This window comes from Sodalis sp. CWE (genome assembly GCF_019646055.1).
In the GTDB taxonomy this organism is placed as follows: Bacteria; Pseudomonadota; Gammaproteobacteria; order Enterobacterales; family Enterobacteriaceae; genus CWE.
In genome coordinates this window covers 430535-457407 of the sequence record NZ_JAESFE010000001.1, presented here as the reverse complement: position 1 = coordinate 457407, position 26873 = coordinate 430535, and the positions used below count along the sequence as shown (strand labels likewise).

17 protein-coding genes are annotated in these 26873 nt (G+C 29.5%); 12 read left to right on the top strand and 5 right to left on the bottom strand.

The features are described from left to right. Window positions 1-546 precede the first annotated feature (546 nt). The 9 genes from JK145_RS01770 to bamC all read left to right on the top strand — a co-directional run bounded on the left by JK145_RS01770 (window position 547) and on the right by bamC (window position 14613). Entirely contained in the window at window positions 547-1644 is a 1098-nt protein-coding gene (locus JK145_RS01770) for a bifunctional tRNA (adenosine(37)-C2)-methyltransferase TrmG/ribosomal RNA large subunit methyltransferase RlmN (protein ID WP_220665135.1), read from the top strand. 554 nt (window positions 1645-2198) lie between these two features. Next, entirely contained in the window at window positions 2199-3125 is a 927-nt protein-coding gene (gene rodZ, locus JK145_RS01765; RefSeq protein ID WP_220665134.1) for a cytoskeleton protein RodZ, read from the top strand. Continuing rightward, window positions 3104-4231, top strand: coding sequence for a flavodoxin-dependent (E)-4-hydroxy-3-methylbut-2-enyl-diphosphate synthase (gene ispG / locus JK145_RS01760; RefSeq protein WP_220665133.1), 1128 nt, complete (start codon window positions 3104-3106; stop codon window positions 4229-4231). The genes rodZ and ispG overlap by 22 nt, the downstream gene beginning before the upstream one ends. Before the next feature lie 13 nt (window positions 4232-4244). Continuing rightward, the gene (gene hisS, locus JK145_RS01755) at window positions 4245-5555 is read left to right on the top strand and encodes a histidine--tRNA ligase (protein ID WP_220665132.1); all 1311 of its coding nucleotides are present in this window, start codon (window positions 4245-4247) and stop codon (window positions 5553-5555) included. A gap of 1513 nt (window positions 5556-7068) precedes the next feature. Then, window positions 7069-8511 (top strand): ribosome biogenesis GTPase Der, encoded by a 1443-nt coding sequence (der, locus tag JK145_RS01750; RefSeq protein ID WP_220665131.1) that lies wholly within the window; start codon window positions 7069-7071, stop codon window positions 8509-8511. A 17-nt stretch (window positions 8512-8528) separates the two neighbouring features. Next, complete coding sequence (guaA, locus tag JK145_RS01745; RefSeq protein ID WP_220665130.1) at window positions 8529-10103, top strand: glutamine-hydrolyzing GMP synthase; 1575 nt, start codon at window positions 8529-8531, stop codon at window positions 10101-10103. Window positions 10104-11279: 1176 nt separating this feature from the next. Beyond that, a complete protein-coding gene (gene upp / locus JK145_RS01740; RefSeq protein ID WP_220665129.1) occupies window positions 11280-11906 on the top strand; it encodes a uracil phosphoribosyltransferase in 627 nt (208 codons plus the stop codon). Between the two features lie 1483 nt (window positions 11907-13389). Further along, a complete protein-coding gene (gene dapA, locus JK145_RS01735) occupies window positions 13390-14277 on the top strand; it encodes a 4-hydroxy-tetrahydrodipicolinate synthase (protein ID WP_220665261.1) in 888 nt (295 codons plus the stop codon). 21 nt (window positions 14278-14298) lie between these two features. Beyond that, window positions 14299-14613 carry an outer membrane protein assembly factor BamC gene (bamC, locus tag JK145_RS01730; RefSeq protein WP_220665128.1) on the top strand — a complete coding sequence of 105 codons (315 nt, stop codon included), beginning with the start codon at window positions 14299-14301 and terminating at the stop codon, window positions 14611-14613. A gap of 130 nt (window positions 14614-14743) precedes the next feature. On the opposite strand, the gene mnmE is transcribed toward bamC, so the two are convergent. The 5 genes from mnmE to rpmH form a co-directional block, all read right to left on the bottom strand. Then, on the bottom strand, window positions 14744-16141 hold the full coding sequence (gene mnmE, locus JK145_RS01725) for a tRNA uridine-5-carboxymethylaminomethyl(34) synthesis GTPase MnmE (protein WP_220665127.1): 1398 nt from the start codon (window positions 16139-16141) through the stop codon (window positions 14744-14746). A 76-nt stretch (window positions 16142-16217) separates the two neighbouring features. After that, on the bottom strand, window positions 16218-17849 hold the full coding sequence (gene yidC / locus JK145_RS01720) for a membrane protein insertase YidC (protein WP_220665126.1): 1632 nt from the start codon (window positions 17847-17849) through the stop codon (window positions 16218-16220). Between the two features lie 14 nt (window positions 17850-17863). Continuing rightward, window positions 17864-18109 carry a membrane protein insertion efficiency factor YidD gene (yidD, locus tag JK145_RS01715; protein ID WP_220665125.1) on the bottom strand — a complete coding sequence of 82 codons (246 nt, stop codon included), beginning with the start codon at window positions 18107-18109 and terminating at the stop codon, window positions 17864-17866. After that, window positions 18073-18432 carry a ribonuclease P protein component gene (gene rnpA / locus JK145_RS01710; protein WP_220665124.1) on the bottom strand — a complete coding sequence of 120 codons (360 nt, stop codon included), beginning with the start codon at window positions 18430-18432 and terminating at the stop codon, window positions 18073-18075. The genes yidD and rnpA overlap by 37 nt, the downstream gene beginning before the upstream one ends. Before the next feature lie 8 nt (window positions 18433-18440). After that, complete coding sequence (rpmH, locus tag JK145_RS01705) at window positions 18441-18584, bottom strand: 50S ribosomal protein L34 (protein WP_220665123.1); 144 nt, start codon at window positions 18582-18584, stop codon at window positions 18441-18443. Window positions 18585-19588: 1004 nt separating this feature from the next. On the opposite strand from rpmH, the gene dnaN reads away from it, so the two are divergent. The 3 genes from dnaN (at window position 19589) to JK145_RS01690 (ending at window position 26762) form a co-directional block, all read left to right on the top strand. Further along, a complete protein-coding gene (gene dnaN / locus JK145_RS01700; protein WP_220665122.1) occupies window positions 19589-20698 on the top strand; it encodes a DNA polymerase III subunit beta in 1110 nt (369 codons plus the stop codon). A gap of 549 nt (window positions 20699-21247) precedes the next feature. Next, window positions 21248-23668, top strand: coding sequence for a DNA topoisomerase (ATP-hydrolyzing) subunit B (gene gyrB, locus JK145_RS01695; protein ID WP_220665121.1), 2421 nt, complete (start codon window positions 21248-21250; stop codon window positions 23666-23668). Window positions 23669-26144: 2476 nt separating this feature from the next. Continuing rightward, a complete protein-coding gene (locus JK145_RS01690; RefSeq protein ID WP_220665120.1) occupies window positions 26145-26762 on the top strand; it encodes a Fe-Mn family superoxide dismutase in 618 nt (205 codons plus the stop codon). Window positions 26763-26873: the final 111 nt, after the last annotated feature.

The window sequence follows — 26873 nt, the reverse complement described above, 5'->3', positions numbered from 1 at the left end:
GTATAGAAGGCGTTAATAAAAAACTTTAATTTAATAAAATTAACTTTCTTTAAGACTATTAGTTTAAGAAAAAATAAAGCAACGGAGAAGATGTCTAACATGTATTATCTTCTAACAAGAAGATTTACTTAAAAGATTGCACATAAATAGACATATAATTATTATTTATTTATAAGTACCGTGTAATATGTACCATATTTTCTTCTAAAATTGGAAGAAAAAGTTGGATATTATGCACTGTTCTTTATTATATAAATCTATTTTTTAGAAATAATTCTGCTAACAAATAAATAAAATTATATAGTTTTCTTTCCTTCTTTTATTAAAGAAAAAATTAAAAGCCAATTTTAATGTCTTTAAGTTGATTTTATTTCTTTGATCAAGAAGATTTCGCAATTTAACTTACTTCAATTAAAAAATAGAGTAGTGTATATATTTGAATTGTTATCTAAATAACCTCTGATTTTTTAGATCATAAAGTGACAGAGAGAATAAATACTTATGAAAGTAATGTTGGTTAAATCTTACCAAGAACTCCAGTATTAAATGTCAGTTATTCCTAATTCTGATACTAAAGAAAAATTAAACCTACTTGACATGAATCGTCAGCAACTTCGTCGATTTTTTTTGCTATTAAAAGAAAAACCGTTTCATGCTGATCAAGTAATGAAGTGGATTTACCATTACTGTTGTGATGATTTTGAGGTCATGACAAATCTTAATAAAAATTTACGTATTAAGCTAAAAGCGTTAGCAGAAATTCGTGCACCAGAAGTAAAAGAGAAACATCATGCTTCTGACGGAACAATTAAATGGATCATTAAGGTAGACAATCAGCAACAAATAGAAACAGTTTACATTCTTGAAAAAAATCGAGCTACGCTTTGTGTTTCTTCTCAGGTAGGTTGCGCGCTACGGTGTTCTTTTTGCTCTACTGGACAGCAGGGTTTTAATCGAAACCTAAAAGTGTCTGAAATTATCGGTCAAGTTTGGCGTGTAGCTAAAATGATTGGTCCAGAAAAAATTACAGGAAAACGCCCCATCACTAATATAGTAATGATGGGTATGGGAGAACCATTATTAAATCTCGCGAATGTAGTACCTGCAATGGAAATTATGTTAGATAATCTTGGTTTTGGTCTTTCTAAACGGCATGTGACATTATCTACTTCTGGTATAGTGCCAGCCTTAGAAAAACTCAGTAATATGATTGATGTATCGTTAGCAATTTCATTGCACGCACCAAATGATTCAATGCGTAACAAGATTGTTCCAATCAATCAAAGATATAATATTAAGGCCGTTCTAACAGCTACACGTAATTATATCAATAAATCTCGTGCTAGTCGTGGCTATGTAACAATAGAGTATGTAATGCTTGATCATTTTAATGATAGAATTGAACACGCGCATCAGCTGGCAAAATGTTTAAAAGGCGTACCTTGTAAAATTAATCTTATTCCATGGAATTCGTTTCCAGGTGCTTTTTATAACTGTAGTTCTAACGCTCGAATAAAACATTTTGCTAAAATTCTTATTAGTTATGGATTTGTTACCATAATTCGTAAGTCACGTGGTGATGAGATCAATGCTGCCTGTGGACAGTTAACTGGAACCGTAATAAATCGTTCCAAAAAACTTTAAAAGATAAATCACCAAGTAAATTAATATAGGTCAATCAGTTTAGTAAATGTTCATTATGTAGATAGAAGAAAAATTATTAATATAGACTATCTAAATAGGTTCGAAGAAACTTTTTAAACTGAAACATGAGAGTGAAATGTTACTAAAAGTATAAATTTTATTAAGGCAAATTCATATAATTGGTAATATTACTTGTTGAGTATCCCTTATTAAATTTTTTTATTCAAACTATTTGAATCAATCAAAAATAAAAGTAAATAATTAAGTGCAATATTTTTATAACTAGAAGAATTTTTAAATAAAAATTTATGAATCATTTTTTCTTTTAATGGATATTTCTTTGAATGAAGAATACGCTAAAACATAGCGAATAATTCAACTATAACAACACGAACATTCATTCATTAAAATTTTCATAACTTTTATGTTTGCAATAAATGTTAATCATCAATTAACTATACAGTTTTTTAAACTAGTCAAATTAATTGTTAGTATAAATCTTGTAAGTAATGGTTATTTCATAACGAATAAGTTATCAGTTCTCCTTCCAATTAATGAATGTTAAGATTTTGAAAAACAAAGAATCAACTAGTATAGGAAGACGTTTACGTCAAGCCCGTGAAAATATGGGATTGAGTCAACACTTAGTGGCTAAAAAGCTCTGCTTAAAAGTATCCACGGTAAAAGATATCGAAAATGATTTTATTAATCCCAACCTTTCTTTAACATTTTTACGAGGGTATATTCGATCCTATGCACGTCTTGTTAGAATTTCTGAAGAAGAATTAATAACAATGATAGCTAAACAAGTACCAATAAAAATATCAAAGATAATGCCAATTAAAAACTTTTCGCTTACTGATACATATAAAAAGTATGATAATTGGTTAATGAAACTTACGTGGCTTATTTTGTCTATTTTAATTAGTTTAACAGGTGTTTGGTGGTGGCAAAATCATCGACTACAACAACAAGATACCACCAGTATGACTAATCAGTTCTCTTTGCTAAGTTTACATAATAAGAGTAACGAAATTACATTGATGAAACAAGTTGATGACGAAGTTAGTTGGTTTTCATCAGCTAATGAAACAGATCCAATAAAATCATCGTATTTTTTACCAACGAATACATTATCAAATGCTGCTAATGTTTTTGTTAATGACTCTAATCATCTAAATACGCTAGTTCTGATATTTAGTGACGATTGTTGGTTAGAAGTGCTTGATGACACTGGAAAAAAATTATTTAGCGGCACAAAATATAAAGGTACAAAATTAAATCTTACTGGCCAAATTCCATATAAACTCCGCATCGGAGCTCCTGCTGCAACACAGATTTATTTTCACGGAAAATCGATAAATCTTAATCGATTTATTCAATCAAATCAAGTTGCAAAATTAACTGTGCCGCCTATTGATGACCAATCAAATCTATCCATAAATTTAGGAAAAAATAAATGTGTAGGTCTACCTCAATAATTCGTCGAAAATCAAAACGTATTTATATTGGTAAAGTGCCGATAGGTAATGGGGCTCCAATTATTGTACAGTCAATGACTAATACTCGCACTACAGACGTTGTAGCGACAGTTCAACAAATACGTTCGTTGGAGCGAGCTGGTGCTGATGTGGTCCGTGTCTCAGTACCTACTATGCATGCTGCTGAAGCTTTTAAATTAATCAAAAAAGAAGTAACTGTTCCTTTGATAGCAGATATTCACTATAATTATCGCATTGCACTAAAAGTTGCAGAATATGGAGCCGATTGCTTGCGTATCAATCCAGGGAATATCGGAAATGAAAGAAAAATTCGTTCTGTAGTGAACTGCGCTCGTGATAGTAATATCCCAATTCGTATTGGTGTTAACGCTGGTTCTCTTGAGCGCGATTTGCAAAAAAAGTACGGGAAGCCCTCTCCTGAGGCTTTATTAGAATCAGCCATGCGGCATATTAATATTTTTGATCGACTTAACTTTGATAGTTTTAAAGTTAGTATAAAAGCTTCGGACGTGTTTTTGACAGTACAATCCTCTCGGCTTTTAGCCTCGCATATCGATCAGCCTATTCATTTAGGTGTTACCGAAGCTGGTGGAGCCCGTAGCGGTACAGTAAAATCCGCTATTGGACTTGGCTTATTATTAAGTGAAGGTATTGGTGATACGATACGAGTTTCACTGGCAACAGATCCAATAGAAGAAGTAAAAGTTGCTTTTGATATTTTAAAATCACTGAGGATTCGCACTCGTGGCATAAATTTTATTGCTTGCCCAACATGTTCTCGCCAAGAATTTGATGTAATTAATACTGTTAAAGAGTTGGAACAGCGACTGGAAGACATCATTACTCCAATGGATATATCTATTATTGGTTGCATAGTAAACGGTCTTGGTGAAGCTATGACGTCTACATTGGGAGTAATCGGTGGATATAAGAAAAGCAGCTATTATGAAAATGGAATACGTCAAAATGAACGTTTAAGCAATGAGTTAATTATTAATCAATTAGAAACGCGAATTCGCGCAAAAGCAGCAATGTTAGATAAAAAAAATCGAATTATGGCAAGCTTGATAGAGAGTAATAAATAAAAAATTTTATGACATGAGAAAGAATATCCAAGCCATCCGTGGTATGAACGATTTCTTATCAGAAGATGCAATTACTTTTCAACAGGTAGAAAAGGCAGTTGAAAATGTATTAATTAGATATGGATATAACGAAATTCGTCTTCCTATCATTGAGCAAACAAAATTGTTTCAGCGTGCTATTGGAACTACTACTGATACAGTAGGTAAAGAAATGTATACTTTCATTGATCGAAGCGGAAAGAATGTGGCTCTACGTCCGGAAGGCACAGCTGGCTGCATTCGAGCTGGCATTGAACATGGTTTTCTGCATAATCAAGAGCAGCGATTATGGTATATGGGTCCAATGTTTCGTTATGAACGTCCACAAAAAGGTCGATATCGACAATTTTATCAAACTGGAGTCGAAATATTCGGACACTGTGGACCTGATGTTGACGCTGAACTTATCCTTCTTACAGCTCGTTGTTGGAGAGATCTTGGTATTTGTGAACACATGAAATTAGAACTGAACTCCATTGGTTCATTATCAACGCGCGAGAGATATTCTGAAGCTCTAAAAGAATTTTTACGTCAATATGAAAACCAACTAGATGATGATAGTCGCCGGCACATGTATGTTAATCCAATTCGAATATTGGATACAAAAAACCCTAATACTCAGAATTTCCTAAAAAAAGCTCCTATTTTAACTGACTATCTCGACAATGATTCTAAAGTTCATTTTTCCGAACTTTGTAAGTTATTAGAGCTAGTTAATGTTCCATACACAATTAACCATCGTCTCGCAAGAGGACTAGATTATTATAATCGAACAATCTTCGAATGGACTAGTCCTCGCTTGACAGGATCGCAAAATACTATTTGTGGTGGTGGACGATACGATAATTTAATAGAACATTTGGGAGGATGTAACCCTACCCCTGCAATTGGTTTTGCAATAGGAATGGAAAGATTAGTTTTCTTAACGAAGAAAGTTAACCCCAAATTTTTTGTAAAAAACTACATAGATGTTTATCTAATAGTAGATGGAGGAAATTTACAACAATGTGTTGCGCTACAATTAGCAGAAAAACTTCGTGATACGTTACCGCTCTTAAGATTAATGATTAATCACGGAGGTGGAAATATTAAGAAACAGTTTCGCCGTGCAAATAAATATGGCGCTCGCCTTGTTCTCCTTCTTAGAGAAGAAGAAATGAATTTTGGGAAAATAATAATAAAAGATTTGTCTACAAGCACTCAAGAAATACTAGAGCAAAAATTTGTTGCTGCACGATTGCAAGAAATTCTAAATAAAAAAGAAAAATATATTGAAAATATTTAATTTACTAAAATTTGATAAAATGTAAAAATTTACCGATTGCTTATAGCAATCAATACGTAATATGTGTTGAAAAATAGTAACGAAAAAATGATCTGATGTTTTCTTTCATAGAAAATTTATTTTGGCAAATGCTGCTATAAATATCGCATACGGAACTGCATTAAAGATTTTGATAAAACTTGCCAGATATATTAAATCGTGAAGGGATTCCTGTTTCGATATAATTAAAAAACAAAGATTCTTTTCTTTAAAAAGAAATGTTTGCAGAAATACGCAATTGTATAATTGAACTGTTAAACATAGTAACAATAGATTATGAACAGTATGCTTTACTATGATAAAGTGTTGTGAACGTTAATTTGATAAACTTAAAATAATCCTCTTTTTCAACAAGATTTAAATTGATTAAAAACAGTTAAAGATGTTGCAACTTCTTATTATGTCATTTATGTATAAATTAGTAGACTTATTTGAGACTTAGCATTAAAAGCAACAAGGCATTAATTATTCTCACTTGAATAAAATCAATTAACAGTTCAGTTAAATTTTAACTCTATTTTTAGGTCAGGTTAATAATAATTTTCTAGCTGGAATTATAATTTAAAAAATTTCTTATGAAGAAAGTTATACATATACGCATGGAAGAAAATTGTAAATTCACAATAATTCTACTTTTCAATCATGAAAAAAACCTAGTATTTTAGAAATATTGCGATTGAAAAATGACTGTTTCGTATGCAAATATTTAGGTCAACTTTTAATGATTTAGTTATAGATCAGTCAAAAATTAGTTTTAACTTAGCTTAAAAATATAATTAATGCAAAGACAGTGATATTGCGCGCTTAGAATACAATAATTACAAAAAGGGTCTTCTTGTCAGAAGTTAATAAAAAATATTAGTGTTTTACACTAATAATATAAAAATGATACATACAAGTAATAAGAACAATAAATCATACAATAAACTGTTAGTCTTGATACCCCCTATTTTTATTAGTTTTCATGATGAGTTTTCACTAAAAACGAAACTTGTTGTTATTACTGAAAAAGATAATCACAACAGTCAGATAAATGAATAAAAATTAATTAAGAGTAGTAATTAACTTAATAACAAGGCATGTATTTAATTAGTGGTTCTATAAAATTGCTATAATTAAGAAAACACGGATAGGTTATCATGTTTCACAACATGAGCTACGGTATAATTTATCGCATAAATTTATTAATAGTGTTTATACTGCTGGTGATTGAAATTTTTGAATGCAAAATATAGGTTCTTTCAACTAATTTTTTTTGAAAAAAAAAGAGTTTATCTAGCAGATAAAGATAATTACATAATCTGTACTATGTGTGTCCTAATTTTCTGATAGAAAATATTTTTTTGCATTGTAGCTTAGCTTTAAAAAAGCTAAATTTTTAATACATTTCGGAAAAACCATCCCTTAAAAAATATTGAAGGTGGTCATTTTCCGTCTTAATAAAGTATGCTGAGGAGTTATTTAAAATTAAATAATGACAATACCAGTTATAGCGTTGATTGGCAGATCAAATGTAGGTAAATCTACTCTATTTAATAAATTAACGGGTACTCGCCATGCGCTGGTAGCAAATTTTTCTGGCCTAACACGCGATCGCAATTACGGTTTTGCTGAATGGAATGGTTATGCATTTATTGTTATTGACACTGGTGGAATAAATGGTAGCTGCAAAGAAATAGAGGCTTGTATAACCCAGCAATCTATGATAGCAATTGATGAAGCTGATATTATTTTGTTTGTTATAGATGGACAAATTGGATTGATAGAAAACGATAAAAGTATTGCTAAATATTTATATAACCGTAAAAAATCTGTAGTAATTGCTATTAATAAAACTGAAAAAAACAGTGTTCTCAATCTAGAAAAAGACTTTTTTTCTATATGTACAGTTGGAAAGATTGTTTTTATTTCTGCTTTATGCGAAAAAAGTATAAACATTCTTGTTAAAGAAACTTTATTGCCCTTAATAAGGAATATCTTATTTGCAGAACCTAACAAATCAAAAGAAGAGTTTTTAATTTCAAAATCTAATCCGATAAAAGTTGCAATTATAGGACGCCCTAATGTCGGCAAATCTACGTTGATAAATCGAATTCTCGGAAAAGAACGTATGGTAGTTTACGATACTCCTGGTACTACGCGCGATTGTATACACGTACCTATAGTACGAAATAGAAAGAAATACGTTTTAATTGATACTGCTGGAGTACGTAAGTGTTGTAAAATTAAAGAAACCGTAGAAAAGTTTTCTGTTATTAAAACATTACAAACTATTGAAAATACTAATGTTGTCTTGTTAGTGATTGATGCTTACGAAGGTATTTGTAATCAAGATTTTTCATTGCTTAAGTTAATACTTAACAGCGGTCGCTGTCTAGTAATTATAGCAAATAAGTGGGATCAAGTATCCGAACATAAATCAAACGAAGAAGAAAAAGAAATACTAGAGCAGCGTCTAAAATTTGTTAATTTTATCCGTATACATTACGTCTCTGCATTATACGGTACTGGGATGGAAAATTTGTTTTCTTCTGTAGAAGAAGCATATTTGTGTTCTATTAAAAGAATAAATACAGCATATCTGACTCGTATTATGCGCATGGCTATAAAAGAACATCAGCCACCATTAATACAAGGAGGGTATCGCATAAAACCTAAATATGCTCATGTTGGTGGATACAATCCGCTAGCCATAATAATTCATGGTTCACAAGTCAAAAAACTGCCTAATAATTATAAACAATACTTAATAAATTATTTTCGTCGAATACTTAATATTGTTGGCGTACCTATACATATTCAATTTAATGAAAGCAAAAATCCTTTTCCTAACAGAGTCAAAAGAAAATCCAAGATTCGAAACTGGTCGAATAATTGCTTTCTAGCTAAATCAAAAAAGGTAAAAGAAGTAACTTAAAGCATGACAGATGATTAATGAAAAGTAATATCTACAACGGAATTCTTCTCTTAGATTTTGGCTCCCAATATACTCAACTAATTGCAAATCAAATACATGCATTAGGAGTTCATTGTAAGCTTTGGTCATGGAATACAACTGAGATACAAATACGTAATCTTAAACCTAGAGGGATTATACTGTCTGGAAGTCCAGAAAGTATAACTGAACATAGCAGCTTACGTGTATCAGATTACATCTTCCGTGCTGGAATACCAGTGCTTGGTATTTGTTACGGTATGCATATTATAGCAGTCCAACTCGGAGGAACGGTTTGTAATGCATCGAAAGGTGAATTTGGTTCCGCTCAAGTAGAAATATTAATTAATAGTCCTCTAATACGTAATATTCAAGATAATGTTAGTTCTAACGGAACACCATTGTTAGATGTTTGGATGAGTCATAATGATATGGTTGTCAGTGTTCCAAAAGGTTTTTCTATCATCGCCAGTACTAAAGTTTGCCCATGTGTTATTATGGCTAATGAAAAAAAACAATTATATGGAATACAATTTCATCCTGAAGTTACGCATACTAAACAAGGAACCCGCATCTTTGAACGTTTTATTTTTAATATTTGCAAATGTTCAACATTTTGGACTTCAGTTAAAGTAATTGATGATGTTATAATTCGCATTCGAAAACAAGTTAAAAATGATGGAGTGATCCTCGGATTGTCTGGCGGTGTAGATTCGTCAGTAACTGCAATGCTGTTGCACCGAGCTATTGGTGATCAGCTTACTTGCGTATTTATTGATAATGGACTCCTGCATCACGATCAATCGAATCAATTAATAAGAACATTCGGATATCGCTACGGTTTGAAAATCATTCATATTCTTGCAGAAGATAGATTTTTTTCTGCATTGGCTGGCATTATTGATCCAGAGGAAAAGCGAAAATCCATTGGTAGAGTTTTTATGGAAATATTTTACGAACAAGCAATGCAGCTCACCAATGTAAAATGGCTGGCACAAGGAACTATTTATCCAGATATAATTGAATCCTCTTCAATTATTGGCAATAGATATAACGTCATTAAATCACATCATAATGTTGGTGGTATGCCAAAAAATATAAAAATGGGTTTAGTAGAACCCCTCAAAGGGCTTTTTAAAGACGAAGTGCGTAAAATAGGTTTGGAGCTTGGATTGCCTTACGAGATGCTTTATTGTCATCCTTTTCCTGGTCCTGGATTTAGCGTACGCGTGCTAGGTGAAGTAAAAAAAGAGTATTGTGATTTATTGCGTCGCACCGATGCAATTTTTATTGAAGAACTAATAAAAGAAAACTTGTACTCTAAAATAAGTCAGGCTTTTACGATATTTTTACCTGTACGTTCTGTTGGCATTATGGGAGATATTCGCAGATATGATTGGACTATTTCTCTTCGCGCAATTGAAACTGTCAACTTTATGACAGCAAATTGGGCATATTTGCCTTATGATTTTTTAAATCATGTTTCCAACCGGATTATTAATGAGGTCGAAGGTATTTCTCGCGTTGTGTATGACATTTCTAATAAACCCCCTTCCACGATTGAATGGGAGTAGACATTTTTCTTATAAAATGACTTAAAAATCTAATTTGACGATTAGATAAATATAATTAGTTTATTTTTCGATTTTTCTATTAATTATTTGTGTTTACTTGTTATATAGCTAACTCAAACTTTTTCTTAAAATTTCTTTTAAGAAGAAGATAATTTTACCTCTGTCTTTATTTTTATTAAAAGTAAAAAAGAAATTTGATGAATTTTATAGTTAACTTTGTTAATTACGGCAACAATTTGTTTTGTAAAGTACATTTACAATTAAATACGCTTATATAAAGTATAAATTCACAATAACGATATATTTTATTATACTAAAAATTTTTTTAGACCTAAAAAGATTTACTTAATTTGCAAGTAATTATTTATCGACTTGAATAAATATCAAAATCAAACATGCATCAATTAACGAGCAAATTTAATATTATTAATAAATATTACTTCAGCTTATTCAAGTTAATAATGTTTTAAGAGATTAATTAAAATTATACATATGAATTTTAACTCAGATAAATTATAATTCTTTATAAGAAAATTTTACTAAAAAATTTGAGTTTCTAGAAAAAAAATTTTAGTTAAATTTTTTAATTTCAATTGCTATATAAATAATTTTGGTAATGCTTGCTAAAGCAAAATTTGCTTAAATATCTTTTTCTTAATTTTTGGTTAATTAAATTTAACAATCATTTAAAAAATGAATATTAATATACTTTTTTATATTTAAAGTCCTGATTGCTTATATAGTTTAATATGTTTACCTTCTATAAAGGCATGCCATATTTGAACAAGTAAATAAAATAAATAATATCTTTTTACTGAAGCTTAATAGATATAAAACATTATTTCATTTTATGAATGAAAATTCCAATATTTTTATTTAAATGGGTCTTCTTTAAGAAGAACCTGATGATTCAAATATAACTTTGCAACTATTAGATTTGAAAGTTTTAACATGAAAAAGAATTTTCAGTTATTTAATGATATAAAAATATTCCAAACTTAAAAATTATATCTTGCAATCGAAGATTTTTAAAAAAATCACTTTACAATGAGATATATTGTATGTCACGTAAATTGATTTAAGTAAAACTAAGAATTAATTCATAATATCTAATCATATACAAACACGTTATAATTTCTTAAAAATTGAATCTTTCGTTGCTCTATGGAGAGATATATGAAAATTATTGAAGTTAAACATCCATTAGTGAAACATAAACTTGGATTGATGCGTGCTCATGATATTAGTACGAAACGTTTTCGCGAGCTTGCTTCAGAAGTAGGTGGTTTATTGACTTATGTTGCAACCACTGATATGGAAACTGGAAAAGTTACCATTGATGGATGGTGTGGTCCTGTTGAAATTGATCAAATTAAAGGAAAAAAAGTTACAGTTGTACCTATATTACGAGCTGGATTAGGAATGATGGATGGAATTTTAGAAAATCTACCTAGTGCGCGCATTAGCGTAGTTGGCATTTATCGTGAAAAAAATACTCTAACACCAGTTCCTTATTTTCACAAGCTGGTATCAAATATAAATGAACGGATGGCATTAGTAATGGATTTAATGTTGGCAACTGGAGGCTCGATAATTACTGTTATTAATTTATTAAAAAAAGCGGGTTGTACATGCATCAGAGCTCTGGTACTAGTAGCAGCGCCTGAAGGTATTGCTGCATTAAAAAAAGCACATCCTGATATAGAACTTTACATAGCAGCTATCGATAAAGGATTGGATGAAAAAGGATACATTATTCCTGGACTAGGTGATGCTGGTGATAAAATTTTTGGAACAAAATAAATTCTAATTTTTAAATCTTTACTAAGACAAATCATTAATTGTTTTTCCATTAAAATATTCAAAAAATTTATTAATAAATGTCTTTTATTTTTTTATTTTCTTATTATTAAGAAATAATTTTATTAGTTTTTAATAGAGCCAACGTATCATTAACAAAATTTTTCTAAAATAAAGCGTTATTAATTGTTATTAACTTTTTACTTTTGCTCTTTTGCAACATAAAATTTTATATGTAAAAGAGCAAAGTTACGCTAGTAGATTGCTTTCAATATTGTTTGAAACAAGTTTATTATTTTAATATTTTTTAAACATCAATGTAAATTTTTTAATTGTCTAAATTTGTTATATTTTTCTTTTAAAAAGAAACGCTTTGAAATAATTTCAGTGCTTTTTTAATTAAAAAAAACTATTAGCTCCTATTATATTTATTCTTTTGACTAAAAGAAAATATCTTTTATAACTGGAATTGTTTATTCAAATAATAGGTTGTACAGGCTTACTTTAAAATTTTTTCTGATTTCTCGTAAAGAAAGAACGTAGTGAAAAATATTCAAAATAACTAAAAATGTTATTTCACGTAAAGTCTAAAATAGATAGTTTAAAGCAAAATTATATTATCAGCTAAATTATAATTTATACACTAAATTTTTTAGGTAGCAAAATCGGGTCAACTAAATTCTGCATAAAAATTCTATTTTATAATAGAAAAAATTATCTAGCAATTGTTAGTAAAATAATTGGAATTAATTCTCTTCTAGAAAAGAGAAAATACAAAATATTATTGTATTTCAGTTGTCGTGGCGCGGATTCGTATTAACATGTAAATTATGCACGTATCAATCTAATTTTATTAGATATAAATTAGAAACTAATAAAACTTTTAATTTTGTTTTCGAGAAATTTTTTCTAAAACTTACTTTTTAATTAAATCGCAATGAAGAAGATGCAACCATACAAAGCTAGCTCTCTCTTTTAAGAGAGAGTTAACTTTTGATTTATTTGATTTAAGAAAAACCATCAAAATTTTGTTTCTTTTTTTAACTGCTTTCTTAATATGTAAGAGCAAATTGACAGATTACTTTATTTATTTATGGGATAAAGATTATATGATACCATGGATAAAAAATAAATGCGAACGTATGTTTAGAAAACATTTTTAGCGTAGTCTTTGCACTATAAATAAATTTTTACTGGAACGAAAGATGAAATAATTTTTCATCAGAGAGAGAAAAAACTGTAAATGTACAGTAAAATTAACAACTAAATTTTCTTAAAAAGATCTATATATATTCTGGTAACAAATAAGTAACCTTTCACTAAATCAACAGAGTAAAGATTTCTCTTTTTCAATTAAGATTTCGAAGCGAAATTAAACAATAAGTTTTGATTATTTCAGTGAAACTATATTGACGGATGATTTCAATGAATTTTTTATTTTTAAAAGCAGCCAATGTCGTATTCTTTAATTGATAATAAAAAATCAATGATAACTTACCTTAAGGGTAGTTTAGTTGCTTTGATTACTCCGATGAATGAGTATGGTGCTATTGATCAGATCAGTTTGAACAAACTGATTAATTACCATATTGAAAGTGGTACCACAGCAATTGTGATAGCAGGAACAACTGGAGAAATATCTACTCTCACTCATGAGGAATATTATAAACTAGTAACTTGGTCCATTGAAATTAGTGAAGGGCGTATTCCTATCATTAGCGGAATAAGTACAAACTCTACCAACGAAGCAATTTTAATAGCTAAGAGATTTAATGATAGTGGTGTAATGGGATATCTTATTGTTACTCCTTATTTCAATTGTCCAAATCAAAAAGGACTTTTTTATCATTTTAAGGCTATTGCTGAAAACAGTGACCTACCGCAAATTTTATATAATGTTCCAATACGAACCGGTTGCGATATTTTGCCATCTACCGTTGCTCGTTTAGCAAATATTAAAAATATTGTTGGTATTAAGGATGCAACAGGAGACCTGAAGCGCGTTAATCAAATTCAAGAGTTAGTTAGTGATAATTTTATACTTTTGAGCGGTGATGATGAAAGCGCATTAGATTTTATGCAATTAGGTGGCAAAGGAGTAATTTCCGTAACTGCAAATGTCGCAGCAAAGGAAATAGCAAAAATTTGCACTTTAGTTGCTAGAGGTAGTTTAGCCGAAGCACGATGTCTTAATAAAAAGTTGATACCTTTACATCGCAATCTTTTTTATGAAACTAATCCGATACCTATTAAGTGGGCTTGCAAAGTAGTAGGATTAATTGAAAAGGATACACTACGCCTGCCAATGACTTCACTAAAGAAATCTGGGCGTCTTATACTAAAGAAAGCATTATTACACGCAGGTTTAATTTAAACTCTCTAGAGAACTTATGTTATGTTTAAAATATTCATTTTTCGGATATCAAAGCTAGCGCTTGCTTTAGCAAGCGTGACTATGTTAACTGAGTCATGCTCTTTGTATCATTATGATTGTAATACCCAAGCGAATGATCACGAAAGATATTTACAAACACCTTCTTTGCGGGCACTTATTTATTTACCTAATTCAATTTTCTTACCGGAATATAACAATGATTACGAAATTCCTACTGTTCTATATAATGGTAAAATAGGCAAAAAACTAGATATTAGACCTCCAAAATCACTAGAACCTTTAGACAATTTTCACCTAGATTGTTATTGCGAATGATTATGAGCTAATTAGCTGCTTTTTTATTTCAGAAAAGTTTTATCTTGATAGTATTTAAAATAAGAGCGACTTTTCTTAATGGAATTAACCTCTTAATGACTATTTTATATATCTTAATTAAAGATAAGCATTATTTTCCAATACAAAATTTGGAAAAAATTTCGTCAAGTAAATCATTAGTTTTAAATTCACCAGTAATCTCATTTAAAGATTGTTGCGCTAAACGAAGATTTTCAGCTAATAATTCATGAAAGTGATTAGTCGATAACTGTTTCCTTCCATTTTGTAAATGGAAAATGGCTGCTTTCAATGCATGCAAATGACGACGTCTGGTTAGAAAAATTCCCTCTATATTTTTCTTAAAACCAACGCTCATTCTCAAATGAGAAAGCAATAGATTTACTCCTGCACCAGATCGTGCTGATAAAATAATGCAGGGATGATTACCTATTTTCCTACATCTAACATTTTCTCCAGTAAGATCTGCTTTATTTTGTATAATGGTGACTGGTACTGACATGGGTTGAGAAAAATTAATAAGTTCAGAACTGAGTTTGTTTAAATCATTAAGAGATGTAACGGTTTTGTCTACAACAAAAAGTATATGATCTGCTTGTTCAATTTCGGCTTTAGCTCGCTCAATGCCAATGCGTTCTATTTCATCACTAGTCTTTCGAAGCCCAGCAGTATCAACAATATTTAATGGTATTCCGTTAATATGGATATTTTCTCTTATAACGTCGCGCGTCGTACCAGCAATACTAGTGACAATTGCTGCTTCACGTCCAACCAGGATATTTAGTAAACTGGACTTACCGACATTTGGTTTTCCGGCTATTACTACTTTTATTCCTTCGCGCAGTAAATTGCCTTGATTCGCTTTGTCATACGTTTGATTAAGTTGAAAAATAATTTTATTTAGATCCGTGTTAATTTTATCTTTAGATAAAGAATAGTCAGTTTTTTCTTCGTTAGGAAAATCAATATCCACTTCAATATGAATGCGCAATTTAGTAATTGATTTGACTATTTCTTGAATATGATTGGAAAATATACCTTGTAATGAATTTACTGCTAAACGTGCAGCTTGAACTGAACTGGCATTGATAAGATCAGCGACAGCTTCAGCTTGAACTAAATCTAGCTTGTCATTAAGGAAAGCGCGTTCTAAAAATTCACCAGGGCGCGCAATACGTACTCCATGTACTCCAACAATATGCTCTAACAGCAAATCGAGTACAACTGGGCCTCCGTGCCCATGTAATTCCAAGATATCCTCTCCTGTAAGGGAGTGAGGATGTGGAAAGAATATCGCAATTCCCTGATCAATCGTTTCACCTTTTTTATTGCGAAATGGTAAATATTCGGCCTGTCGAGGACTGGGAACTCTTCCGAGTAATGCATGAGCCACTTGAACAGTTAACGATCCAGAAACACGTAAAATACCCACTCCTCCAACCCCTGGTGGAGTGGCAAGAGCAGCAATAGTGTCTGTTTGATTGAATGGGAAAGATTTTTTACATTGCATTTATTTTAAATTAAAACAGACTAATCAATAGTTTTATCATCAATAAAAATATATATTTTTCAAATTTGTGGTTTTTTTAATGTTTTTTCTTTTTGTTATATAGACCATGTTTTTCTAAACCACGAAAAATTAGTTGTTGTTGAATGATAGTTACTAAGTTGCTGACTATATAGTATAAAACTAATCCTGAAGGAAACCATAAAAAAAATAAAGTAAAAATTACCGGCATAAAGGTTATAAATTTTCGTTGCACTGGATCAGTAATAGTAGAAGGAGACATTTTTTGTATAAAAAGCATAGTAACCCCCATTAAAACTGGAAGAACGTAATACGGATCTTGTGATGACAAATCATAAATCCATAATGCAAATGGTGCATGACGTAACTCAACAGAACTTGATAGCATATAATATAGAGCTAAAAATATAGGCATCTGAATTAAAAAAGGAAGACATCCACCTAATGGGTTAACTTTTTCTTTCTTGTAAAGCGCCATTATTTCTTGACTTTGTTGTTGTTTATTATTACTTAGTCGTTCACGTATTGCTATCAGTTTTGGTTGCAGTACACGCATTCTTGCTACCGAAATATATTGTGTTTTAGTTAAAGGATACATGATCCCACGTACAATAAATGTAATGATGATTATAGAAAAACCCCAGTTACCAACATAGCTGTAAATAAACTTTAATAATTTAAATAATGGTTGAGAAATAAACCATAACCAACCGTAATCAACCGTTAAATCTAAATGCGGAGCGACAGATGCTAATTTATCTTGAATATTAGGACCGATCCAAAGTACAGATTTCATTTCGCTTTGACTGTTTGGCAGAACAGTAAAAGAAGGAGACTTAAATCCAATTATTGCTAAGTTATTGTTTAATTCTGACGTGTAAAAAGTATTTTTATCCAGAATGGAAGGAATCCAAGCTGCAACGAAATATTGTTGTAGCATAGCTATCCAACCGCCGTTACTATCAATATTTAAATTTTTGTTTTTTATATCTTTAAAGCTATATTTCTGATATTTTTCATTAATAGTAGAGTAAGCCGCTCCACGGTAAGCATGTAATGCAAAATTATGACGTTTACTGTCATGCGACTTAGGTAAATTAATGGATTGTTTCAGTTGTCCAAAAAGTGTTAATTCAACTGGTTTAACGCTAGTATTTTTAATGGAAAAAATGATATCTAGTGCAAAATTGCCGCGTTTTAAAACAAAGGTTTTAGTATATTTAACTCCGTCTAAAGACATATAAGTTAGTGGTACAACTAGTTTTGTTTGATCTTTTTTTAGTACATATGTACTCTGATCTGTGATAAACAGAGGACGAACACCATTAACAGGATTATCCGGACCATTTTTTCCAGTAAATCCACTTTGTGCTTGATAAATAAACTTAGAAGAAGTTTCCAATAAATGGAAGGGTTGCAACGAATTTAGTTCCTTTGGATAAGACAGTAAAAAAGCATCTTCAATATCACCACCATAAGCATTAATATTTAGCAAGAGCACATCAGTTTTAATTGAAATAATTTTTTTTTCTTTACTCGCTATTGGTGCTTGTCTATCTAAGTCTACTAAGGTAGTAGTATTTTCAAATTGAGTAGCAGGCTTAAAATTATGGTCGATTTGCCATGTTTGCCAAATTATAAAAGATACGAATAGTAAAGCTATGACGAAAAGATTACGTTGCACATCCATAGTATTAATGTTCTCTATTTCCAAAATTTAGGTGGTACGGGATCTTTGCCGCCTTCATGTAAAGAGTGACATTTCAATACGCGTTTTACTGTTAACCAACCACCTTTCAACATACCAAATTTGCTTATCGACTCAATTCCATACTGCGAACATGTAGGCGTAAACCTACAATTTGGTCCAAATAATGGACTAATTGTGAGTTGATACACACGTATCAATTTAGTCAGTGGATTTGAGAGAAAAGAAAATAGAAATGCCATAATTTTCCTAACGTCTCCGTTAGGGAACGGTTATCCAAATTGGATATATTTTTTTTGACAGTAATTACAAAATCCATTGCAGGTAAAGCATGTTGAAACAAACGAAAACTTTCCCGCACAAGACGTTTTATTCGATTTCTTTCATGAGCTTGTTTTACATGTTTCTTGGCGATTGTAATCCCAATCCGTGGATATGCCAAGGTATTTAGTCGACCGAAAATACTAATATTTAATGCACTTACTTTTTTTGGTTTTTGAAATACAAAAGCAAAGTGCGCAGAAGTTAATAATCTTAATTTTCGTGAAAACATAAGCCTCATCATCACGAAACTCATTTAGAAGATGAAGTCAAGCGCATTCTGCCTTTTGCACGTCGACGCGATAGAATGCGACGTCCGCTTTTTTTTTTCATACGTATACGAAAGCCATGAGAACGATTTCTTTTTAATACAGATGGTTGAAATGTGCGTTTCATAATGAAGTTTACTTTTTTTTATTTGGTTAATTTTGAAAATCTTTTATAAATTTCAAGTATCTGCTTCTCCTAACTATAAAACGTTTCAAGGATATAAAGAAAATGTAAACAAATTAAAGCTTTAAGTCAAATTCTCTACTTGCAATACAGATATATATTTCTTAATATCTTTCATTGAATAAACAATATACACAAAGAGTTAAATCTTAGACTGTTTTTTCTAAAAATTAGAGTTATGCCTGCAATATTCAGTCAAAAATTTAAATTTTTAAAAAAATTAAATCTATTTTTAGCGTAACTTCTCTGTTTTTAAGTGCTCTTAAGTAAGACTCATTTTGTATACATTTTATATTTCTAATGCGTTTACCGTTTCTCTGCTCCTAAGAAGATAAATATACTGTTAGTTATATGTGTTTAATTTTCATTTTTACTTATAGTATTTCACATTTGTTATTTAACAATATTATTTTCAACTTTTATTTAATCTTTCAAAAAGAACTATCAAAGATAGATCAAATAATATTACAATGACTAAATATTTTTAGATTAAATTTTGATATTGTGCAATATTGTTCTTAATCCAAGTAATTAATCTTTCACTCATGTGGTTTATTTTCATTATATATTAAACTTAACCGTTAGAAATGGGGGATCAAGTAAAAATAACGAAATTAGATTTTAAATTACATAATTAACATACTCTAAAAAAGTATTTGAATACTCTGTACTGTAGACTAAAATTTCTAGCAACTTAGCATTAATGTGCATCCTATCTGCTTTAGATAAAAGCTAATTTTGAGAGTTATAGCAAAAAAATTATCGTAAAACTCAATTTTATTCCATATATTAATGTTGCTTGGATAATTACTTTTTAGTAAAAGTTGAAATTTAAGTACAATGACTAAGCAGTATTGCATTTCGTTCTTAAATAAAGAAAATAACTCAATGCGTGAGTCAAAAAAAACAAAATTTTTTAGTAGAAAATATTTTTTTTATGATCATTAATGAAATTTACTATTGAACGAGATAGATTGCTCAAACCATTACAGTACCTTAATAATCCGTTAAGAAGTTCTTTACACTTGCCAATTCTAGCTAATTTACTATTGCAAGTATCTAAAGGTACTTTGTTATTAATTAGCACCAATCTAGAAGTAGAAATTATTACTCAAGTTATGTTAATAGATACCACCTATGAATTAGGTGCTGTTACGGTACCAGCACGAAAGCTCTTTGATATTTTTCGTAGTTTGCCCAAAGAAGCTAAGGTTTCAATGAAACTTGAAGGTGAAAAATTATTAATTCATTCAGGACAAAGCCGTTATTTACTTTCTACATTACCTGCATCGGATTTTCCTTGTCTAAAAAAATGGCAAAAAAAAATAGAATTTAGTTTAATGCGATCTGTATTAAAGCAATTAATTGAATCGACATATTTTTCTATGGCTCAACAAGATATACGTTATTGTCTTAACGGTTTATTATTTGAAATTGAGGATGAAAAATTAAGCACAATAGCTACTGATGGACATCGCCTGGCAATATGCAGTATGCCTATTAGTTCGGATCGTCTTCCATTTCATTCTATTATTATGCCACGGCGAGGAGTAATAGAGTTAATACGAATTTTGGATGTTATTGATGAAAATATTGTAAGATTTCAAATTGGTAACAATAATCTGCGAATTATTATTGGGGATTATATTTTCACTTCTAGATTGATTGATGGATGTTTTCCAGATTATCGTCGTGTACTGCCAAAAAATAAAAACAATATATTAGAAATTGACTGTAATAAGTTTAGACAATCTCTTATTCGAGCTGCCATTTTTTCTAATGAGAGATTCCGTGGGGTACGTTTACATTTTAGTTCTACAAGGTTGAAGATTACTGCTAATAACACAAAACAGGAAGAAGCAGAAGAAATTCTAGATATTTTCTATGAAGGCAATGAAGCAGAAATTGGCTTTAATGTTAATTACATACTTGATATATTAAATGTGTTAAGATGTGAAAAAATCCGACTAAGTTTTATGAATTGTACATCTGGAGTTCAAATTGAAGATAGTTCTAATCAAAGTGCTATTTACATTGTTATGCCTATGCAAATCTGATTTTTCTTTCTCAGAAAGAGAAAGTAATTTTATTACATTTATCAATATGCAATTTCATAAAACTAAATCTGTCAAATTTGCTGATTTCACTAACTTTGTTTTTTAATATGGCTGGGACAAAAAAGCTTTCTCAGAAAATTAATAAAAAATTATTTTGATCCAATTGTTTCTAATTTATATTGAATTTAGTTCGCATAAAAACAATTTAAAAACTCTTGCTATAAGCCCTAAAAAATTTGTAAATTATCTCAAGACGTTAGTTGAAATTATTAGTTTGTAAATTTCTTCTTGATTTAAGGACAAAATCTTATGTTTCGCCGAAATGGCCAGTGAAATCTTTACTTATTTAGTAACTTTATATGCTGAACTATATTTTAGATATTAGCAATTTTTGATAAAATACCTAAGGTTACTAGTGACTAGTAAATTCTAAATGCCACTGACAGTTAAATCAAATCTCTAATATTTCCAATAAAAAACAAAACATTTAAAATAAAAAAAAGGAGATACCTTTAACTAAATTATATACGAAAAGAGCAGGAAATATTAATGAAAAATTTTTACGATTCTTCAAGTATTAAAATCCTTAAAGGATTAGATGCAGTTCGCATACGACCAGGGATGTATATTGGTGATACTGATGACGGAACTGGCTTGCATCACATGGTATTTGAGGTTGTAGACAATGCTATTGATGAAGCTCTTGCTGGTTATTGCAAGGAAATTACAGTAACCATTCATAATGATAATTCAATTTCTGTTCAAGATGATGGTCGTGGAATTCCAACCGGAATTCATAAAGAAGAAGGAATTTCTGCAGCTGAAGTTATCATGACTACATTGCATGCTGGAGGAAAATTTGATGAAAATTCTTACAAAGTCTCAGGTGGTTTGCATGGCGTTGGTGTTTCAGTGGTAAACGCCTTGTCAGAAAAACTTGAACTAGTAATAAAACGAGAAGGTAAGGTATATCAACAAATTTATTATACTGGAATACCTAAATTTCCTTTGAAAGTAATAGGGCAATCTGATAAGACAGGTACTGTTATACGATTTTGGCCCAACACAACTATATTTTCTAATAAAATTGAATTTCAATATGAAGTTTTAGCAAAACGATTGCGAGAATTATCTTTTCTAAATTCTGGTATATCTATTCATCTTTGTGATAAGCGAAGTAATAAGACCGATTTTTTTCACTATAAAGGTGGTATTAAGGCTTTTGTAAAATATTTAAATAAAAATAAAAATCCTGCTCACCTGAATATATTTTACTTTTCTGCTGAAAAAGATGCAATCAATGTAGAAATTGCACTGCAATGGAACAAAGGGATTCAAGATAACGTATACTGTTTTACAAATAATATTCCACAACGTGATGGAGGTACTCATTTAGCAGGTTTTCGTACAGCAATAACTCGCACTCTTCATACTTATATGGACAAAGAGGGTTACAGCAAGAAAGCTAAAATTGTTATGATTGGAGATGACACTCGCGAAGGAATTCTTGCTATCGTTTCTGTTAAAGTACCGAATCCAAAATTTTCATCTCAAACTAAAGATAAATTGGTTTCATCTGAAGTAAAATCAGCAGTAGAGTCATTAATGGGCGAACACTTGCTAGCGTTTCTTTTAGAAAATCCTAATGATGCAAAAATCATAATAGGAAAAACTATTGATGCTGCACGAGCTCGCGAGGCTGCTCGTAAAGCAAGAGAGATAACGCGACGCAACAAAGGAGGAGCGTTTGATCTAAACAATTTGTCTGGTAAGTTAGCAGATTGTCAGGAACGCGATCCAACGTTATCAGAACTCTATTTAGTAGAGGGTGATTCCGCAGGTGGTTCAGCTAAACAAGGTCGTAATCGAAAAAATCAGGCGGTATTGCCATTAAAAGGAAAAATTCTCAATGTTGAAAAAGCACCCTTTGATAAGATGCTCTCTTCACAAGAGGTTGCTACACTTATTACTGCCCTTGGTTGTGGAATTGGTCAAGATGAATATAATCCAGATAAATTACGATACCATCATATCATTATAATGACTGATGCTGACGTTGATGGATCTCATATTCGTACTTTATTACTAACTTTTTTTTATCGACAAATGCCAGAACTCATTAAACGTGGTCATATATTTATTGCTCAACCACCACTTTACAAAGTAAAGCAAGGTAAGCGAGAGCAGTACATTAAAGATGATGAGGCTATGGATCAATATCAGATAGCTTTAGCAACAGATGGTGCGGAGTTGCACACTAATGCTGGTAATGTTGTTTTGACTGGCAAAGCCCTAAAAGAACTTATAGTTGAACATTATTCTATACAAAAAATGATATGTCGTATGGAAAGGCGTTTTCCTCGCGCTTTATTAAATTGTTTAATTTACCAACCAGTTTTGACTAAAACGCATTTAGGTCAACAAGATTTGCTTGTAAATTGGATGTCTTTGTTAATAAAAAAACTAAATGACAATGAAAAACAAGGTAATCGTTATAATTACCAAATAAGAAAAAACTTTGAACATCAATTATTTGAACCGTTACTTCGAGTGTGCGTAAATGGTTTTGACATAGATTATCTATTAGATTATGAATTTATTCAAAGTAATGAATATCAGAAATTAGTAACATTAGGAAAGACTTTAAAAAATTTTATTGAAGGAGAGATTTATATTGAACGTGGTGCACATCATCAGTTAGTAACTAGTTTTGAACAAGCTTTAGAATGGTTGAAGAAAGAATCACGTCAAGGATTAGCAGTGCAACGTTATAAAGGTTTGGGTGAAATGAATCCTAATCAGTTATGGGAAACAACTATGAATCCAAAAAGTCGTTGCATGTTACGTGTCATGATACAAGACGCTTTTGAAGCAGATCAATTATTTTCTACATTAATGGGAGATGCAGTAGAACCACGTCGTATGTTTATTGAAGATAACGCGCTAAATGCGAGTAATATTGATATTTAGAAATGAAAAGGTCCTATAAAAATTATTTTTAAAATAAACGCTTTTAGTAAACAGTTCTCTATAATTGTTTTAGTAAACAATCCTTTTCTATATAGATAGAATTAGTTACTCTTACCTAAATTTATAAAAATCTACATTAAAAATATTAATGTTTGTTTAAATAAGCAGTTTGAAAAGTTTATAAAATATAAATTCTCTAAAACTATTCGAAATGCTTAAATTTTAGCTTAATTAATTAAATACTAACTCTCGTTTATTCTAAATAATATTAGTTACAAAGCGACTTCTCTTTAAGAAGAGAAAAATCATTAAAATTTATTAAACAGTTTATTATTAATAATATTTTGTTATAAATAGACTTTTTTTGTTAAACATTCACTTCCTAGTGAATGCATTGATAGTTTTTTCATACAAAATAGTCATGTTTATGATTTGTCAATATTTCTATTAATTTTGATTTTTAGTCAAATTTAGAATAAATAGTCATTCTAGGTATTTTTTTGTTAATTCAGATGGTTTTACTATTAAATTTAACTAAAAATTAGTAAGCAGCTCATTTTTTATAAACATTAAATTATTGACGATCTTAAACCATTGCTTTTACTATACTTTAGTATAAATGGATTTCAATCAGTCTATTTAAAATTAATCTAATAATATTAAAATTAATAATTAAAACCAATAAAAGAAAATAGTTATTTTAATTTTTTATTAAAAATGTTTAATTTAGTATTTAATTAAATTAACTTAATTATTAATTTCATGGATTATGTCAAATTAAATATAAAACATATAAATGGTTACGTATAGCCTGATTAAATATCTAGAAATGAAAATTTTTTAGAAAATTAAAATATATTACCTTTTATTTATTTGATTAATAATTTTCTTCTTAAAAAAAGAATAAAACCATTATTAAGTAAGATCATGTTATGATATAATTCGAATTTTTTTAAAATTTCATCAAATTATAGAAGCTCTTAGTTTAGAAGATTTATTTATTTTAAATATTAAAACTAAAAACAGTTGGTAAGAGAAAATTTGAACTTCTGATCTATCTCATTGAGATAAATATGTTTTATTAGCTTATTTGCTTACCATAACACTAGTCCTAATTTACTTGCATAATAAAATGTAATTTCTAAAAATTATTGCACTGGCTTTTTAATAAAGAAAGAGGAACTAGCTAATCATAATTAATAATCGTTTTAAAAAAATTATTCAAGTTCTAACGCTTATTCAAATTCTTTTGACAATTAAAATTTTATTTTTTACGTAACAGCTTCGCTATATCTCTGACTGAATAGTTAGAACTAATCTTCTTATTAGAAGACTCAATAATAATTAATTAATAAAAAATTAAATAACCATTGATAATAAATCAAAACAAGTTTTATGATAAAATTATATAACAACTATTATTTTTATTTTCTGATAAAAAATTAGCTTATTGAACTTCAATGAGATTTATTGAAAAAATTTCTATTTCATAGAAATATAAAAATCAAAACTTATATTAATTATTCACTGTTAACTAACTAATTTTGCTAAAAAAATATATAAATAAAAGTTTAATATTTAAGAAAATAAATAATAAGTTAGCTTGAAAATAATATTAAAACATTCAATTGTTCAATTGAACAGTCTTTAAAAAAGAAAAATTAGAACATCTAAAAATATTTAGATAATATTCAATGTGAAAAAGTTTCAAATAAAAGCTAACTAATAAGTTAATTGAGAACTCTATAAAGTTTTTCAAAAACTATCAAAACATACCAAAATACACCTTTTCGTATAAACTATTAATATTTATCTTTTAGTCGTTAAATTAATTAATATTATTTTTAATATGCAAAGAAAATAAGTTTTTTATGTTAAATAATGTAACTTTTAATTTAAATTAAATATGTCTATTTATAATAGAAATTAATTGTTGGTAGTTTATCGACTTTTTTAGAGAAAAGATAAAAACTCCTGCATTGAGAAAATTTTAAGCCACGTCTATTTATATTAGAATAATATTTTATATTATTTATGAATAAACTTTAAATATAATAATTATTAACATATGAAATATATTCATTTTAATTAAAAATTAAAAAGAACCCTTCCTAAATAAAGAAAACTTACACGTTTTTTAGATTATCCATATAGCATATATAAACAATTCCTTATTAAGAGATTTCCTAATTAAAGGATATATTTATGCTTGCTTTTATTTTTTAGTGCTGCTATACTCCCTCTTCTCGAGGAACCTAAGTTTTTAAAAAATGAAAAAAAATGAAACAATTGATTCGTACAATTAATCCTGATAAGTTGATGTGAATCAAACTTGATTAACAGTCGTTTAATGATAAGAATCATGTTCTTTTTTTTATTGTTAATAAACAATAATTAAGTTTTATTATTGTTTTTCTTATTCTTCTTTCAAAAGGAAAATGAAGAAATTGATTCATACTAAAACGGAGAGATATTTATGAGTTTTATACTACCTTCCCTATCATATGACTATGATGCTTTAGAACCTTCTTTTGATAAAGAAACAATGGAAATTCATCATAAAAAGCACCATCTAACATATATTAATAACGCTAATGCTATTTTAGATCAACTACCAGAGTTTGATAATATACCAATAGATAATTTGCTTCAGAAATTAGACAAAGTTCCAATTAAAAAAAGAAACGAACTACGCAATAATGTTGGAGGACATTTCAATCATAGTTTTTTCTGGAAGGGCCTAAAACCAGGAGGCACTTTTTTATGCGGGAAATTAAAAAACGCTATTGAAAATAGTTTTGGAAGCGTTAGTAAATTTCAGGAATTTTTTGAAAAAACGGCTTTAATGCATTTCGGATCTGGCTGGACTTGGCTTATTAAAAATAACGAAACTTTATTCGTAACATCTACTATGAATCAAGATAATCCATTAATGGGTGAGAATATCTCTGGCACTTCAGGTAATCCGATTATCGGATTAGATATCTGGGAGCACGCTTATTATCTAAAATATCAGAATCGTCGTCTAGATTATGTTAAGTCATTTTGGAATGTAGTAAATTGGGACGAAGCGGCTGTACGTTTTAATTCCTAACTCTGAAATTTCAGATTATAGAAGTGTAGTTTATAATTATTTTTTTGCTTAACACACTTTTATATAAAAAGTATCTACGAGTGATTTGGCTCTAGTAAAATATCAACAAGA

Coding starts and splice junctions, on each gene's coding strand:
- JK145_RS01770 (WP_220665135.1), top strand. CDS start 547: ATGTCAGTTATTCCTAATTCTGATACTAAAGAAAAATTAAACCTACTT.
- rodZ (WP_220665134.1), top strand. CDS start 2,199: ATGAATGTTAAGATTTTGAAAAACAAAGAATCAACTAGTATAGGAAGA.
- ispG (WP_220665133.1), top strand. CDS start 3,104: ATGTGTAGGTCTACCTCAATAATTCGTCGAAAATCAAAACGTATTTAT.
- hisS (WP_220665132.1), top strand. CDS start 4,245: ATGAGAAAGAATATCCAAGCCATCCGTGGTATGAACGATTTCTTATCA.
- der (WP_220665131.1), top strand. CDS start 7,069: ATGACAATACCAGTTATAGCGTTGATTGGCAGATCAAATGTAGGTAAA.
- guaA (WP_220665130.1), top strand. CDS start 8,529: ATGAAAAGTAATATCTACAACGGAATTCTTCTCTTAGATTTTGGCTCC.
- upp (WP_220665129.1), top strand. CDS start 11,280: ATGAAAATTATTGAAGTTAAACATCCATTAGTGAAACATAAACTTGGA.
- dapA (WP_220665261.1), top strand. CDS start 13,390: ATGATAACTTACCTTAAGGGTAGTTTAGTTGCTTTGATTACTCCGATG.
- bamC (WP_220665128.1), top strand. CDS start 14,299: ATGTTTAAAATATTCATTTTTCGGATATCAAAGCTAGCGCTTGCTTTA.
- mnmE (WP_220665127.1), bottom strand. CDS start 16,141: ATGCAATGTAAAAAATCTTTCCCATTCAATCAAACAGACACTATTGCT.
- yidC (WP_220665126.1), bottom strand. CDS start 17,849: ATGGATGTGCAACGTAATCTTTTCGTCATAGCTTTACTATTCGTATCT.
- yidD (WP_220665125.1), bottom strand. CDS start 18,109: ATGGCATTTCTATTTTCTTTTCTCTCAAATCCACTGACTAAATTGATA.
- rnpA (WP_220665124.1), bottom strand. CDS start 18,432: ATGATGAGGCTTATGTTTTCACGAAAATTAAGATTATTAACTTCTGCG.
- rpmH (WP_220665123.1), bottom strand. CDS start 18,584: ATGAAACGCACATTTCAACCATCTGTATTAAAAAGAAATCGTTCTCAT.
- dnaN (WP_220665122.1), top strand. CDS start 19,589: ATGAAATTTACTATTGAACGAGATAGATTGCTCAAACCATTACAGTAC.
- gyrB (WP_220665121.1), top strand. CDS start 21,248: ATGAAAAATTTTTACGATTCTTCAAGTATTAAAATCCTTAAAGGATTA.
- JK145_RS01690 (WP_220665120.1), top strand. CDS start 26,145: ATGAGTTTTATACTACCTTCCCTATCATATGACTATGATGCTTTAGAA.